General features: G+C 33.0%; 10 protein-coding genes. 2 read left to right on the forward strand and 8 right to left on the reverse strand.

The genetic code is table 11. From position 1 onward, the window contains the following. Positions 1-5 precede the first annotated feature (5 nt). Positions 6-743, forward strand: coding sequence for a diphthine--ammonia ligase (locus ACSV4D_RS17380; protein WP_439229269.1), 738 nt, complete (start codon positions 6-8; stop codon positions 741-743). Between the two features lie 56 nt (positions 744-799). On the opposite strand, the gene lon is transcribed toward ACSV4D_RS17380, so the two are convergent. The 8 genes from lon to ACSV4D_RS17420 form a co-directional block, all read right to left on the reverse strand. Continuing rightward, positions 800-3,250 (reverse strand): endopeptidase La, encoded by a 2,451-nt coding sequence (lon, locus tag ACSV4D_RS17385; RefSeq protein WP_408082291.1) that lies wholly within the window; start codon positions 3,248-3,250, stop codon positions 800-802. A 215-nt stretch (positions 3,251-3,465) separates the two neighbouring features. Continuing rightward, positions 3,466-4,338 (reverse strand): DUF6252 family protein, encoded by an 873-nt coding sequence (locus tag ACSV4D_RS17390; RefSeq protein WP_439229270.1) that lies wholly within the window; start codon positions 4,336-4,338, stop codon positions 3,466-3,468. Between the two features lie 51 nt (positions 4,339-4,389). Next, positions 4,390-5,679, reverse strand: a complete 1,290-nt coding sequence (locus tag ACSV4D_RS17395) for an MFS transporter (protein ID WP_439229271.1) — start codon at positions 5,677-5,679, stop codon at positions 4,390-4,392. A gap of 121 nt (positions 5,680-5,800) precedes the next feature. After that, positions 5,801-6,619, reverse strand: coding sequence for a M48 family metallopeptidase (locus tag ACSV4D_RS17400; RefSeq protein WP_408082294.1), 819 nt, complete (start codon positions 6,617-6,619; stop codon positions 5,801-5,803). 92 nt (positions 6,620-6,711) lie between these two features. Further along, positions 6,712-9,108: a glycoside hydrolase family 31 protein gene (locus ACSV4D_RS17405; protein ID WP_439229272.1), complete on the reverse strand. Its 2,397-nt coding sequence runs from the start codon at positions 9,106-9,108 to the stop codon at positions 6,712-6,714. Between the two features lie 203 nt (positions 9,109-9,311). Continuing rightward, positions 9,312-11,216 (reverse strand): 1,4-alpha-glucan branching protein GlgB, encoded by a 1,905-nt coding sequence (gene glgB / locus ACSV4D_RS17410; protein ID WP_439229273.1) that lies wholly within the window; start codon positions 11,214-11,216, stop codon positions 9,312-9,314. Positions 11,217-11,276: 60 nt separating this feature from the next. After that, a complete protein-coding gene (locus ACSV4D_RS17415; RefSeq protein ID WP_408082297.1) occupies positions 11,277-12,557 on the reverse strand; it encodes a glucose-1-phosphate adenylyltransferase in 1,281 nt (426 codons plus the stop codon). Beyond that, positions 12,554-13,975: a glycogen synthase gene (locus tag ACSV4D_RS17420; RefSeq protein WP_439229274.1), complete on the reverse strand. Its 1,422-nt coding sequence runs from the start codon at positions 13,973-13,975 to the stop codon at positions 12,554-12,556. Before ACSV4D_RS17420 ends, ACSV4D_RS17415 begins: the two co-directional genes overlap by 4 nt. Positions 13,976-14,339: 364 nt before the next feature. Here ACSV4D_RS17420 and ACSV4D_RS17425 point away from each other — a divergent pair, with 364 nt between their 5' ends. Continuing rightward, positions 14,340-14,984 carry an endonuclease III domain-containing protein gene (locus tag ACSV4D_RS17425; protein WP_439229275.1) on the forward strand — a complete coding sequence of 215 codons (645 nt, stop codon included), beginning with the start codon at positions 14,340-14,342 and terminating at the stop codon, positions 14,982-14,984. Positions 14,985-15,193 lie beyond the last annotated feature (209 nt).

Raw genomic sequence — 15,193 nt, forward strand, 5'->3', positions numbered from 1 at the left:
TTACATTGAAAAAAGCCATTTTTAACTGGAGCAGCGGTAAAGATTCTGCTTTAGCACTATACAAAATCCTACAAAACCCGGAATTTGAAATCAATTTTCTGCTAACGAGCGTAAACCAGCAATTTCAACGTATTTCGATGCATGGTGTCAGAGTCGAATTACTAGAACAACAGGCTAAAAGCATAGGAATACCTTTAAAAATCATGCAAATTCCCGAAATGCCTACTATGGAAGTGTATGAAAAAGTTATGCAGGAAACATTAAAAAAGCTAAAAAATAAAGGTATTACGTATTCCATCTTTGGAGATATTTTTCTGGAAGATTTACGAAAATACCGTGAAGAAAAATTAGCAACTATGGGTTTTGAAGGCGTTTTTCCTATTTGGAAAATCCCAACAAAAGAGTTAATCCAGGAGTTCATTTCGTTAGGATTTAAAACTATTGTAGTTTGTGTCAACGAACGTTATCTGGATAAAAGTTTTGTGGGCAGAATAATTGACCAGCAATTTATTGATGATTTACCTGAAAATGTAGATGTATGTGGCGAAAACGGAGAATTTCATACTTTTACTTTTGACGGACCTATTTTCAACAAACCTATCGATTATGAAATTGGCGAAATTGTGTATCGAAAGTACGAGAAACCCAAACAAGAATCCTCAAATAATGCTTGTGATACTAATGATACTTCCGCTTATGATTATGGATTTTGGTATTGTGATTTAATTTCGAAACATTCATAAAAACAAAAAATCCAAAATCAATTATGATTTTGGATTTTTTAATTCATGTTCTTTAATTACAATTTCTTAGCATTTTTTACCTTTTGATCCGTGATTGCAATTTCCAGTACTTCACTCATTTCTTTCACATAATGAAAAATAACTCCGCTTAGATATTCCGGTTTTATTTCATCAACGTCACTTTTATTTTCGTGACATAAAATGATTTCTTTAATATTAGCTCTTTTGGCAGCAAGGATTTTCTCTTTAATTCCTCCTACAGGCAAAACTTTACCTCTAAGAGTTATTTCGCCTGTCATAGCAATATTTTTCTTCACTCTTTTTTGTGTAAATAAAGAAACCAGCGAAGTCAGCATTGCAATTCCTGCACTTGGACCATCTTTAGGTGTTGCTCCTTCCGGTACGTGTAAATGGATATTGTACTTAGATAATAAATCAGAATTTAAGCCCAACAGTTCTGCATTTGCTTTAATATATTCTAATGCAATCGTAGCCGATTCTTTCATTACCGGACCTAAATTTCCTGTAATACTCATACTTCCTTTGCCCGGAGAAAGCAAGGATTCTATAAATAAAATATCCCCTCCTACACTGGTCCATGCCAAACCGGTAACAACTCCGGCAACATCATTAGTTTCATATTTATCACGTTCCAGTCTGGGTACTCCCAAAACTTTTACAATATCTTCTTCTGTTACTTTCTTATTATACTCTTCATCCATAGCAACAGATTTTGCTGCGTTTCGGATTACCTGAGCAATTTTAGCTTCTAAGCCGCGAACACCGGACTCTCGTGTATAGCCTTCAACAATTTTCTCTAATTGCTTTTTTCCAATAGTTAAATCTTTTGAAGTCAATCCGTGTTCTTTTAACTGACGCGGAAATAAGTGTTGCTTGGCAATTTCCACTTTTTCTTCAATGGTATACCCGGACATTTTTATAATTTCCATTCTGTCTCTTAAAGCCGGCTGAATTGCGTTCATATTATTAGAGGTCGCAATAAACATGACTTTAGATAAATCATATCCCAGTTCAACAAAATTATCATAAAAGGCATTGTTCTGCTCAGGGTCTAAAACTTCCAACAAAGCAGAAGAAGGATCTCCATGATTACTATTGGATAATTTATCAATTTCGTCTAAAACAAAAACCGGATTTGATGTGCCTGCTTTTTTCAAACTTTGAATAATACGACCTGGCATTGCACCAATATAGGTTTTTCTATGACCGCGTATTTCAGCTTCATCGCGTAAACCTCCTAAAGAAATACGAACATATTCTCTTCCCAGTGCTTCAGCTACCGAACGTCCAATTGAGGTTTTACCCACTCCCGGAGGCCCTGTTAAACAAATAATTGGCGATTTCATGTCGTTTCTTAATTTTAAAACCGCTAAATGCTCAATCATCCTTTTCTTGACTTCTTCTAATCCAAAATGGTCACGGTCAAGAATTTTTTGGGCATTTTTTAAATCAAAATTATCTTTAGAAAATTCGTTCCATGGCAAATCTAAAAGCAGTTCCATGTAATTTCTCTGAATCCCGTAATCAGGTGCCTGAGGATTCATTCGGCGCATTTTTGCTAATTCTTTTTCGAATATTTTTTGCGTTTTTTCATCCCATTTTTTTTCTTTAGACTTCACTAACATCTCATCCATTTCTTCTTCCTGAGTCGAACCACCTAATTCTTCCTGAATGGTTTTCATCTGTTGGTGAAGAAAATATTCACGCTGTTGCTGATCTAAATCAAAACGTACTTTAGACTGAATATCGTTTTTCAATTCGAGTTTCTGCAACTCGACATTCATATATTTTAAAGTTTCTAAAGCTCTGTCTTTTAAATTATTGATTGCTAACAAATCTTGCTTTTCTTTCACAGAAAGGTTCATGTTAGAAGTAACAAAATTGATTAAAAAAGACTGACTTTCAATATTTTTTATTGCAAAAGTAGCTTCACTCGGAATATTAGGGCTTACTTTAATTATCTGAATAGCTAGTTCTCGCATAGAATCCAGAATAGCTAAAAATTCAGAATCTTCTTTACTGGGTCTTTCTTCCGAAAAATCTTTAATTATTGCTGAAATATAGGGTTCCTCAGAAGTAATTGCTTCAATTTCAAAACGTTTTTTTCCCTGTAAAATTACTGTGGTCGTTCCATCAGGCATTTTAAGTACACGCAGAATACGCGCTACAGTACCAATAGAATTGATATCTTCTTTAGTAGGATCTTCAATTTCTTCATCTTTTTGAGCTACAACCCCTATAATTTTACCAGAAGCATTTGCATCATCAATTAACCGGATAGATTTATCTCTTCCTGCAGTAATTGGAATTACAACTCCGGGAAAAAGAACCATGTTTCTTAAAGGAAGAATAGGCAACGATTCAGGCAGTTCTTCGTTAATCATTTCTTCTTCGTCTTCCGGCGTTAATAATGGGATTAATTCCGCTTCTGAATCAAACTCCTGAAGTGACATATTGTCAATAGTGAGTATTTTATGTTTTGACATAGTATAATTTAAGTCTTTTTGTCATTAAACAAATAAATTCGTTCATAACAAAGTTAGTATTTCTATATTTTATAGTACTGAAAATCAATCAGTAAAATAAAAAATAATAGTTGTATATTCATAATAAGACAATCATTATGCCATAATACTATAAATTAATAGCCCTCAAAAACAGATTTTACTTTTGAGGGCTATTTAATTAAAGATGCTTTTATCTAATACTCTACATCAAAAGCACCTTCGGTTATAATAAATGGTGTTGTTCCGTTAGTTGTAAAATTAAAAGTTCCCTTAATGCGATCATCCGTTTTTGAAGTAATGTTCAAAGTGCCTGAAACCGCTTTATATTCATCATTTTGATCTTCATAATATCCTTGAACATCAGCCCCAAAAATATTTACAATAGTATAACTTCCGGTTCCTAAGGAACTTTTTATAGCAATTGACAAATTATTTTGATTAGCATCTAAAGCGCCAATAGTTATAAAGTTATTAATTTCAATAGCAGAAATATCAGTAGCTACATAATTTGTTCCTCCTACTTTTACTGTAAAAACATCAGCCGTTTCTTCCTGACTTACATAAGGGATATCTTTAAAGGCTCCATTTGTAAACTGCATAGCCGCTCTGGGATTATCCGAATCTGACCAATATCCTTTAAAACTAAAAGTTCCTGATATTGTTTTGGTTTGTGTATTGATACTTGTAATAATTACTGAACCCGTATTTTCCGTAGGGTTATCATCATTTATAGCCCAATAACCATACTCCGTTCCTGCTGGTGTATAAGCAACAATATTCACATTGGCAGCATAAGTTCCCGCAGCATTCCCTTCAATCAAAAATCCAAAACTATCACCCTTTGAATCAATTGCTGAAATTTCGATAAAATTTCCTGAAATAATTGCCTGAGTTTCTTTGGCTGTCCAGGTTTGTCCACTAAAATCAGCTTTAAACACTCCTGAATTTACATTTTCGCCGTCCGGATCCGGTTCAACAGTTCCATCGACAGGCTCATAAGTACATGATGTTACCAATGCAATTAAAAACAAAACTATTAACTGTAACTTAGTTTTTAACATTCTCATAAAGGAGTTTTTGATTTTTCTCAAATATAAATTATAATTTCAATACCGCAATTATTTTCTAGGTATTTTTCTTAATAAAACAACACCAATTATAAAGAATAGAGCTAAAAAAACGATAGCAAATCTTGGGCTACCGGTGATTTGATCAATAACACCATAAATTATCATTCCAATCACAATACCAACTTTCTCTGAAACATCATAAAAACTAAAGAAAGAAGCAGTATCCTTAGTTTCAGGTAACAATTTAGAATATGTAGAACGGGATAAAGACTGGATACCTCCCATAACCAAACCTACTAATCCGGCCATAATATAAAAATGCAGAGGTAACTTTATAAAATAAGCCGCTACACATAAAAAAATCCAAATGCTATTAATAAAAATCAATACCGGGATATTTCCATATTTTTCAGATGCCTTTGAAGTAGCATAAGCTCCTAAAACAGCAACAAGCTGAATTAAAAGAATACAGCTTATCAATCCTGTTGTAGCTGCTCCGGCTGACTCCCATTCAATTTCTTGTTCTCCAAAATAAGTCGCTACAAGCATTACTGTTTGCACTGCCATACTGTAGACAAAAAAGCTGATTAAATATTTTTTTAAACGTGTATTTTCCTCAAGTGAAATCCATACTTTTTTGAGTTCCTTAAATCCATTAAAGAGAATAGCCCTGGTTACTTTATGCTCTGAAGTTCTGTTTCCTTTAGGCAAATAATAATAAGTATATTGGCTAAAAATAATCCACCAGATTCCTACCATGACAAAGGAATACCGCATTTGCATTATTTTTTCAGCATCAGGGGCAGTCAAAATCATTACCAAATTGACAATAAGAAGAATTACACTTCCAATATACCCCAATGAATATCCCTTAGCACTAATGGCATCCTGTTGTTCCTCAAAAGCAATATCAGGTAAATAGGAATTATAAAAAACCAGACTTCCCCAAAAACCTATTAAACCAAAAAAGTATAAAAGCAAACTAATGTAAATATGTTCGAGACTGAACCAGTATAAACCAATACACGAAAAAGCTCCTAAATAGCAAAAGAACTTCATAAAAAACTTTTTATTCCCGACATAATCAGCAATTCCGGATAAGAGTGGAGAAATAAATGCTACTTTTAAAAAAGCTGCAGCAGTTACAAAACTGATCAAAGCAGAGTTTTTAATATCAGTCCCAAAAACATGAATATACGATTGCTCTTTAGTAAACAATGCCATGTAAAAAAGCGGAAAAACTGCCGAAGCAATTACTAAACTATAAACCGAATTTGCCCAATCATAAAATGCCCAGGCATTTAATAATTTTTTATCTCCTTTTTGTAATGGATTCATATCTGTTTTTTTTTTGACGAATTTATTATTTTTTTAAACAGTTTCTACTTTAATTTTCTATTATTATTTGCATAAAAAAAGCCAACTCTTACGAATTGGCTTATAAATCATTTTATTTTTTCTACTTAAATACCACTCCAAACTTGGCTGCAACTGCCTTTGCTTCTGGAACCATTGCTTTTAAATTAGCAATTCTTGTTGCGTCAGACGGGTGCGTACTCAACATTTCGGCTGGAGCCTGACCATTAGAACTGGCTGACATTCGTGTCCAGAAACTGATTGCCTCTTCCGGATTGTAACCTGCAATTGCCATTAAAATCAAGCCTATTTTATCAGCCTCAGTTTCATGACTTCTGCTAAAAGGCAGCATCACTCCCACTTGCGACCCAATACCGTAATACTGTTGCCACATTTGTTGTTTTTCCGCACTTTGACTTCCTGTAGCAACAGCTACACCAGCAGCTCCTAAAGTTTGCAATTGTGAAGCACTCATACGCTGCGCTCCATGATTAGCAAGTGCGTGGGAAACTTCGTGTCCCATTACAGTAGCCAGACCGGCATCATTTTTAGTTACTGGTAAAATCCCTGAATACACTACAATTTTACCACCAGGCATACACCAGGCATTGATATCTTTACTTTCAACTAATTTATATTCCCATTGGTATCCGTTTAAATAATCGGTTTGTCCTAATGAAGCAAGATAACGTTCAGCAGCAGTTTTAATTTTTATTCCAACCGTTTCTACTTTTTTGGCGTCAGCAGTACCGGAAATAACCTTATTTTCATTTAAAAACGTTTTATATTGCTGAAATGAAGAAGGAAACAATTCGCTGTTAGAGACAAAGTTTAATGTCTTTTTTCCTGTTAGTGGATTTGTTGCACATGAATATAATAATCCTGCAACGGCAATACCTATAAATAATAAATTCTTTTTCATAATACTTAAATTTTTCTTAACAAAAATACAATTATTATCAATTTGTATTTTACAAAATTAACTAGAATTATATCAAGATATTAATTTAGCCATTATCCCATAATATGCAGAACGTTAAAATTCTTAGGCACAATCAGATACTGATTTTGTTTAAAAAGATTGCTGTCAAAAATAATTTCCTCATTATCGATTTCTATCTTTTTTATTTCAAAAGGCAATCCTATAAAATTAATTTTAAAATTAGAATAATTGGTATCGTATTTTCCGTCTTTATGCAATTGAATGTTAACTTCTTTTTCTTTTCCTGTTAATTGAAATGATAAAAAGCTAAATCTTCCTTTTTTATAATCATAACCATCTTGCGCATCTTCATACACCACCGATTTTTCTTTTCCTTCTTTATAATATACATCCAGCATTAATTCATCAAATTCTAATTCGCCAACATATTGCTGAACCGGATATTTAGGAATAATAGCTCCGGCTTTTACAAATACCGGAATTTCATCAAATTTACTGTCTACCCACATCTCTTTTCCTCCTTTAACCATACAGTTAGTCCAGTAATTATACCATTCTCCTTTAGGAATATACATTCTTCGTCCTAAGGAATTAGGTTCTAAAATAGGACAGACTAATATTTGGTTTCCAAAAATAAATTCATCATTTCTGTAATAAGTCTGAATATCCTCCTGATCAAAGTATACTAAAGGTTTTAACATAGGTGTACCTTCCTCGATATACTGCCAGAACATAGTATACAAATAGGGCAATAACTGATAACGAAGATTTACAAATTTTCGGGTAATATCAATAACTTCTTCATCAAAAGCCCATGGTTCCTGATTTCCATGATCTCCGGATGAATGTGTTCTGCAAAAAGGGTGAAAAACGCCTAACTGAATCCATCTGGCATATAATTCTCCTGAAGGCTGCTCAGCAAAACCTCCAATATCCGATCCTGTGAATCCCATTCCTGAAATTGACATTCTTTGCACCTGAATATTAGCAATCCAAAGATGTTCCCAGGAAGCCACATTGTCTCCGGTCCAGGACGAAGTATAACGTTGTGCCCCCGAATAAGCAGAGCGTGTTATAATAAAAGGTCTTTTAGGATACGCAAAACGCTTAACACCATGATAAGTTGCTCTGGCCATTTGTGTTCCGTAAATATTGTGTGCTTTTCGATGGCTGCAAGGATTTCCATCATAATTATGACGTACATCATTCGGGAAAGTTTTATTAGGAACTTCCATTACAGCAGGTTCGTTCATGTCATTCCATACTCCTTTTACTCCAATATCCGAAATTAACTCCTTGAATAATCCTGCCCACCATTCTCTTACCTCAGGGTTTGTATAGTCCGGGAAATTACATTCGCCAGGCCATACCTTTCCTTTCATATAAGGTCCATCAGCTCTTTTACAAAAATAATCCTTCTCTAAAGCTTCTTTGTAAACCCAATATTCTTTATCTATTTTTATTCCGGGATCAATAATTACAATTGTTTTAAACCCGTCCTGAGCTAACTCAGAAACCATTCGTTTAGGATCAGGAAAATAATCTTTATTCCAGGTAAAACATCTAAAACCATCCATATAATCTATATCCAGATAAATGGCATCACAGGGAATCTGTAGTTCTCTGAATTTAGCAGTAACTTCTTTAACATTACTTTCAGGATAATAACTCCATTTACACTGATGGTATCCTAATGCCCATAAAGGCGGAAGTTCCGGTTTGCCCGTTAAATCAGTATAAGAAGTCACTACATCCTGCATCTTAGGTCCGTAGAAAAAATAATAATTCATTTCTCCTCCATCTGACCAAAAGCTTGTTACATTTCTTCTCTCATGACAAAAATCAAAAAATGTTCTAAAGGTATTATCAAAGAAAATTCCATAGGCCTGCTTGTTATGCAAACCCAAATAAAAAGGAACAACTTTATACAAAGGTTCCTGTTCTTTTTGAAAGGCATATTGATCCGTTGCAAAATTTTCAACTCTTTTACCCTTTAAGTTCATTTGAGTTGCCTTATCTCCTAAGCCATAAAAACATTCACCTTCTCGGGAAGCCTTACTCATTTTTACTATATTACCACCAAATTCATATGATTCTTCCCAGTGAAACCCTAATTCATCTTCTAAAAGTACATTTCCTTTTAAGTCATAAATGAAGGACCTTAAATCTATTTTGTGAATTTTACAAATAATTTTATTCGTAGTTATCTGGTAATAATTTTCTTCCTCAGTAATTTCTAAATGATTGTATCCATGAGAATGCCCCTCGTCAATTGCATATGAAAAGTCATTACTAAAATATCCTTTTGTAGTATAACGAAAACGGATGAGACTATCTCTTAATACTGTTAATTTTAAAATAACGTTGTTCTCAGTATAAAAATAAACGGAATCAACATCTTGTTTAAAAGAAACTATTTTTGATGGATATAAATCTCCTTTATATTCTAACTCTGTATTTGTAATCATGCCGATTCTTATTTTTAATTATTATTCTCCTCCACTCTCAAACTTACAAAAAATCCTTATTATAAGTAAAGAATACTATTTTTATTCACGAAAACGATATCGCTTTTCATTGGGTTTAAAAAAAAAGAAGTATTAACATTAGTTATTAATACTTCTTTATAAAAAATTGATTTATGTAGCTATTTTTAGTTCCATACCACAAATTATATATATTTAAAAACAGTCACACTTAAAGGCGGTAAAACTAATTCAGCTGAATAGTCCCGCCCGTCATAAGGTGAAGATTCGACTTCTGTTGCTACTGTATTAACAACATTACTTCCGTTATATTTTTTAAGATCGCTGTTAAAAATTTCGGTCAGTTTTCCTTTCTTTGGAACACCAATTCTGTAATTTTTTCTCACTATTTGTGTAAAATTACATACTATAATTAAATTATCTTTTGGTTCATTTCCTTTTCGGATATAAGATATAACTGCATTTTGATGATCCGAATAATTAATCCATTCAAAACCTTCAGGACTAAATTGTTTTTCATATAAAGCCGGTTGGGATTTATATAATAAATTTAAATCCTTAATAAGTTCCTGAACACCATTATGAACTGCATATTGCAACAAATGCCAATCCAGACTTTCCTGAAAGTTCCATTCTGCCATTTGTCCAAATTCCCCACCCATAAACAATAAGTTAGCTCCCGGATGTGTAAACATATAACTGTAAAGCAAACGTAAATTAGCAAATTTTTGCCATTCGTCTCCGGGCATTCTGTCAGCAATAGATTTTTTTCCATATACCACTTCATCATGAGACAATGGCAGCATAAAATTTTCGGTAAAAGCATAGGTCATTGAAAAAGTCAGATCATTTTGATGATACTTTCTGTAAACCGTTGCTTTTTGGAAATATTTTAGCGTATCGTGCATCCAGCCCATCATCCATTTCATTCCAAAACCCAGTCCTCCTACATCTGTAGGTCTTGAAACCATTGGAAATGAAGTACTTTCTTCGGCTATAGTCTGAACTCCTTCAAAATTTGAATATACTACTTCATTAAATTCTTTCAAAAAACTGATAGTATCTAAATTTTCTCTTCCCCCAAAAATATTAGGCTCCCATTCTCCATCATTTCTGGAATAATCCAGATAAAGCATGGAAGCAACAGCATCTACTCTTAAACCATCTATATGATAATAATGCAACCAGAATAAAGCATTGCTAATCAAGAAAGAGCGAACTTCGTTCCTTCCATAATTAAAAACTAAACTTTTCCAGTCTGGATGGTATCCTTTTCGGCGATCGGGATGTTCATATAAGTTTGATCCGTCAAAATAACCTAAGCCATGGGCATCATCCGGAAAATGTGAGGGTACCCAATCCAGAATAACTCCTATACCCGCCTGATGTAATTTATCTACCAAAACCATAAAATCCTGCGGATTTCCAAAACGGGATGTAGGTGCAAAATAACCGACAAGCTGGTAGCCCCAGGAAGGATCATAAGGATATTCCATAATTGGCATAAACTCAACATGAGTAAATCCCATTTCCTTTACATAACTAACCAAATCTTCGGCTAGTTCAAGATAACTTAAAAACCGGTTTCCTTCGGCACGTTTCCAAGAGCCTAAATGAACCTCATAAACGGAATAGGGTTTGTTTAAATCATTATGTTCTTTACGGGTTTTCATCCATTTAGAATCCTCCCAATTGTGATTCAAATCCCAGACTACTGAAGCTGTATGTGGTGGCTTTTCACAATAAAAGGCAAATGGATCTGCTTTTTCTGTAATAAGACCTCCATTATTTGATAAAATTTTATACTTATAAGTAGTACCTTTTGGGATATTCGGAATAAATCCTTCCCAAATTCCGGACGAATCCCAACGAACAAAAAGTTCATGTTCGCCCTGTGTCCAGAAATTAAAATCTCCCACTACAGAAACAGAATGTGCTGTGGGTGCCCAAACAGCAAAATAAACACCCTGGACTCCATTTAATTCAATCAAATGTGCCCCTAATTTTTCATATAATTGAAAATGTTTTCCAGCTTTGAATAAGTTAATATCAAAATCAGTAAAAAGGGAATGCGAAATAACTTTACTCATAGTATTATTGGTATAATTCTAAATTTTAGAATAGAATATTGATAAAAACTGTCTGCTAACTTATTCAATTCTAAAATTATCAGGTAAAGTCACACCTTTCTTTATCACCACTATTCCATCTTTGATAGTATATAACTTTGTAGTTAAATTTTCTAAATGTGGTCCACCATTAATATATACATTATTACCTATTCGGCAATCTTTATCTACTAACGCATTGTTTATATAACATCCTTCTCCTATTCCTACTAATATCTTATTTTCTTTAGCATCTTCTTCCATATCTTCAATGCTCTGATATATATCATTACCCATTACATAGGTACTGCTAATAATGGAATCTTTACCTATTCTGGAGCGAATACCAATAACAGAATTTTTAATTTCTTTAGCATTAATAATACAGCCCTCTGAAATTAATGATTTATCAACCATTGTATTTTTAAATTTGGATGGCGGTAGTAATCGGGGTCTGGTATATATTTTATTATCGTTGTCAAATAAATTGAATTTAGGCACATCCTCAGTCAGTCCTATATTAGCTTCAAAAAACGAATCTATGTTTCCAATATCTGTCCAGTAACCTTCATATTGATAACTCAATATTTTTTTATTTCCTACTGCATTTGGAATAATCTCTTTACCAAAATCTTTTGTATCCGGATCTGCCATTAAGTCAATTAATAGCTTTTTGTTAAAAATATAAATCCCCATAGAGGCTAAATATTTTTTCCCTTCTGCTTGCATTTGTTCGCTTACTTCAGATTCCCAATCCGGCAAAAGTTCTTTGACGGGTTTCTCAATAAAGGATTCTATATTTCCTTCACTGTTGGATTTTAATATCCCAAAATCAGGAGCATCCTTAGCATTTACCGGTAAAGTAGCAATTGTTATATCAGCTTCTTTTTTAATATGTTCTTCAATCATATCATTAAAATCCATCTGATACAATTGATCTCCGGATAAAATCAAAGCATAATCAAAATTATGATTTAAAAAATGAGGCATACATTGTCTTACAGCATCAGCAGTACCCTGAAACCAGGTAGGGTTATCCGGCGTTTGTTCCGCAGCCAGTATATCTACAAATGCCTGACTAAAAGCACTAAAAACATAGGTATTCTTGATATGTGCATTGAGTGAAGCCGAATTAAATTGTGTTAATACAAACATTCTGTAAATATCTGAATTCATACAATTTGATATCGGTATATCAACTAATCTGTATTTTCCTCCAACTGGTACCGCAGGTTTTGATCTGGCTTCTGTCAATGGATACAATCTGGATCCTTGACCGCCTCCTAAGATAATTGCAATAACGTTTTTTCTTTTTGCCTTCATATTTTGTTTAGTATTAAGTTGTACATTTCTATATATTCCTGACTTGCTTTTTCCCAGGAATGATCCGTGCTCATTCCTTTTTTTCTAATTTCATTCAAATGCTCTTTATCTTCGTACAAACTTACCGCCCTTTGAATGGAGTAACAGATATCTCCAACAGAAGACTGGTCATGACAAATTCCGTTTCCGTTATCCCCAAAATCAATTACAGTATCTTTCAATCCTCCTGTTCTTCTTACTATAGGAACTGTTCCATATCGTAACGAATACATTTGATTTAGTCCGCATGGTTCTACTCTTGAAGGCATCAGTAAAAAATCTGCCCCCGCATAAATTAAATGAGCTAATTCTTCATTGTATCCAATGAAGGTATTATAATTTCCTTTATAATCTGCTAATAAGCTATTGAGTTGATTTTCAATTTGTGCATTTCCGGAACCTAATATTAAAATATTAATTTCTTTATAATTTTCTGAAAGAGCTAAAGCCGAAGCCTGAGGTAATAAATCACCTCCTTTTTCATCCCATAATCTGCCTATAAAGCTAAATAAGGGTTTTGAGGGATCTAAATTAAAAAGTGTACAAAGTGTTTCTTTATTCTGTTGCTTACCTTGTTCAAAATTTTGTATCGAATAATTTTTTTTCAGCATTTTATCCTTTGAAGGATCCCAAACCTCTGTATCAATTCCGTTTAAAATTCCTTTTGATTTATAACGTACTATATTAAATAAGGATTCTAATCCATTAGCCGAATTATTGATTTCATTTAAATAACTTGGTGAAACAGTAGTAACTGCCGAAGCACATTTTACGCCTACTGCTAAGGAATTTATTTGATGATCCCACTCCAAAATTTTAGTATGAATTGAATCAAATTCCGGAAAATAATTCAATTTATCAAAACTAAACTGCCCCTGATACAAACCATTATGAATCGTTAGCATCGAAGGTGTATTCAACAATTTATGATATTTAAAACAATATTGCATCATAAAAGGTATTAATCCCGTATGATGATCATGACAATTAATAACATCCGGCATCGATTCCCTTCCAATAATCCAATCCAGTGTAGCTATCTGAAAAGCCATAAACCGTTCAATGTCATCTTCATATCCATAAACATTTTTTCTGTCAAATAGCTCCGGAATTTCCATTAAATACAATTCAAAACCTAACTTATCAGTAGTCTCTTTAAGAACACTAAAAGGAAAATTAAAATTACCTAATTGAACACTCCCCCAATGAACACATTCAAAATCATTATCACTTCTGAATTTAGTTTCATAACAAGGCATCACAACTCTTAATTTATGCCCCGCTTTATTCTGATATTTTGGCAAAGCTCCAACCACATCTGCTAAACCGCCTACTTTAGCCACTGGATAGCATTCTGCACTTATATGAAATATTTCCATTTATTGTTTTCAGTTTATTTAAGGTTAAAAAAATATAATATAAAATAGATTCGTTAAATTACCTCCAAATCAATATAAATTAAGTCGAAATTGAATTTTTAAAGCTTTTCTAAATATAGTAAAAAACAGAAACAATTTCAGTAAAAATGAAAAAAATTACCATTAAAAACAAAGTTTTTTAATCCCGAAAACTCTTGAAAAATATTATTTTTGATAAATTGATTTTGATTTTGATAATTTAAAAATAATTAAAGATTATATCATCATTTTCTCATATTCTACTGCTTAAAATTATGTAATTATAATTCCAAAAACAGAACATTCCTATAAAAAGTAATAATTTAATAACAATTAGAAAATAAAAATGAACTTATTTAATGAGAATATCTCCTGGAAAGAAGAATTACATCCGATATTAAAAAAATACCATCACAGAAAACATCCATTAAAGTATCATAATCTATATCAGCTAGTAGTCATGGTAATCTTATCTGCACAGGATTCTGACAATAACATAAACAAAATTGCACCTGATTTATTCCGTGCCTTCCCTAATATGAAAAGCATTGCAGATGCTACAAAAAAAGAATTAATTCCATATCTCTCCGGAGTCAAATATCACGACACTAAAATTAATTGGTTATTAGAGATAGCTAAAGAAATTAAAACGGAAGAAAACATTCCGCTCACGATGAACGCCTTAACCTCCTTAAAAGGTATAGGACGTAAATCCGCCAATGTAATTCTAAGAGAAGCGGGTTTAGATGCAGAAGGAATAATCACCGATCTACATGTAATTCGGGTTGCACCCAGAATAGGATTAATTACCGCTACAAAAAACGGACTTAAAGCGGAAAAAGAATTAATGGCTGTTCTACCTAAAGAGAGCTGGAACGAAGCAGGTATGGCTATTTCATTTCTGGGTAGGGAAATTTGCCGTCCAAAACCAAAATGTCCAGAATGTCCAATTTTGAAAGTTTGTCAATATCCATTCAAAAATATCAGATAAAAACAACTAAACTCAATTACTATAAAAAGTATTCCATATAAAGAGAAATCTTTCATAAAAAGAGTCTTAGCTGAGACTCCGAAACAAAAACAATTTGTTTGGTGTATGATTATTTCAGGACGGGACAACTCCAAAACAAAAAATCCCGTTTCTATCGAAACAGGGTTTATAGAATCTGAAACAAGTTCAGGTTAAAGAAAGGCGACGAA

Origin of the sequence: Flavobacterium sp. ARAG 55.4, assembly GCF_051846875.1 — a bacterium.
Lineage (GTDB): Bacteria > Bacteroidota > Bacteroidia > Flavobacteriales > Flavobacteriaceae > Flavobacterium > Flavobacterium plantiphilum.

Bases quoted from the DNA above. Each gene is read 5' to 3' on its own strand.
- ACSV4D_RS17405 (WP_439229272.1), bottom strand. From the start codon at position 9,108: ATGATTACAAATACAGAGTTAGAATATAAAGGAGATTTATATCCATCA.
- lon (WP_408082291.1), bottom strand. From the start codon at position 3,250: ATGTCAAAACATAAAATACTCACTATTGACAATATGTCACTTCAGGAG.
- ACSV4D_RS17390 (WP_439229270.1), bottom strand. From the start codon at position 4,338: ATGAGAATGTTAAAAACTAAGTTACAGTTAATAGTTTTGTTTTTAATT.
- ACSV4D_RS17395 (WP_439229271.1), bottom strand. From the start codon at position 5,679: ATGAATCCATTACAAAAAGGAGATAAAAAATTATTAAATGCCTGGGCA.
- ACSV4D_RS17425 (WP_439229275.1), top strand. From the start codon at position 14,340: ATGAACTTATTTAATGAGAATATCTCCTGGAAAGAAGAATTACATCCG.
- ACSV4D_RS17415 (WP_408082297.1), bottom strand. From the start codon at position 12,557: ATGAAGGCAAAAAGAAAAAACGTTATTGCAATTATCTTAGGAGGCGGT.
- ACSV4D_RS17400 (WP_408082294.1), bottom strand. From the start codon at position 6,619: ATGAAAAAGAATTTATTATTTATAGGTATTGCCGTTGCAGGATTATTA.
- glgB (WP_439229273.1), bottom strand. From the start codon at position 11,216: ATGAGTAAAGTTATTTCGCATTCCCTTTTTACTGATTTTGATATTAAC.
- ACSV4D_RS17420 (WP_439229274.1), bottom strand. From the start codon at position 13,975: ATGGAAATATTTCATATAAGTGCAGAATGCTATCCAGTGGCTAAAGTA.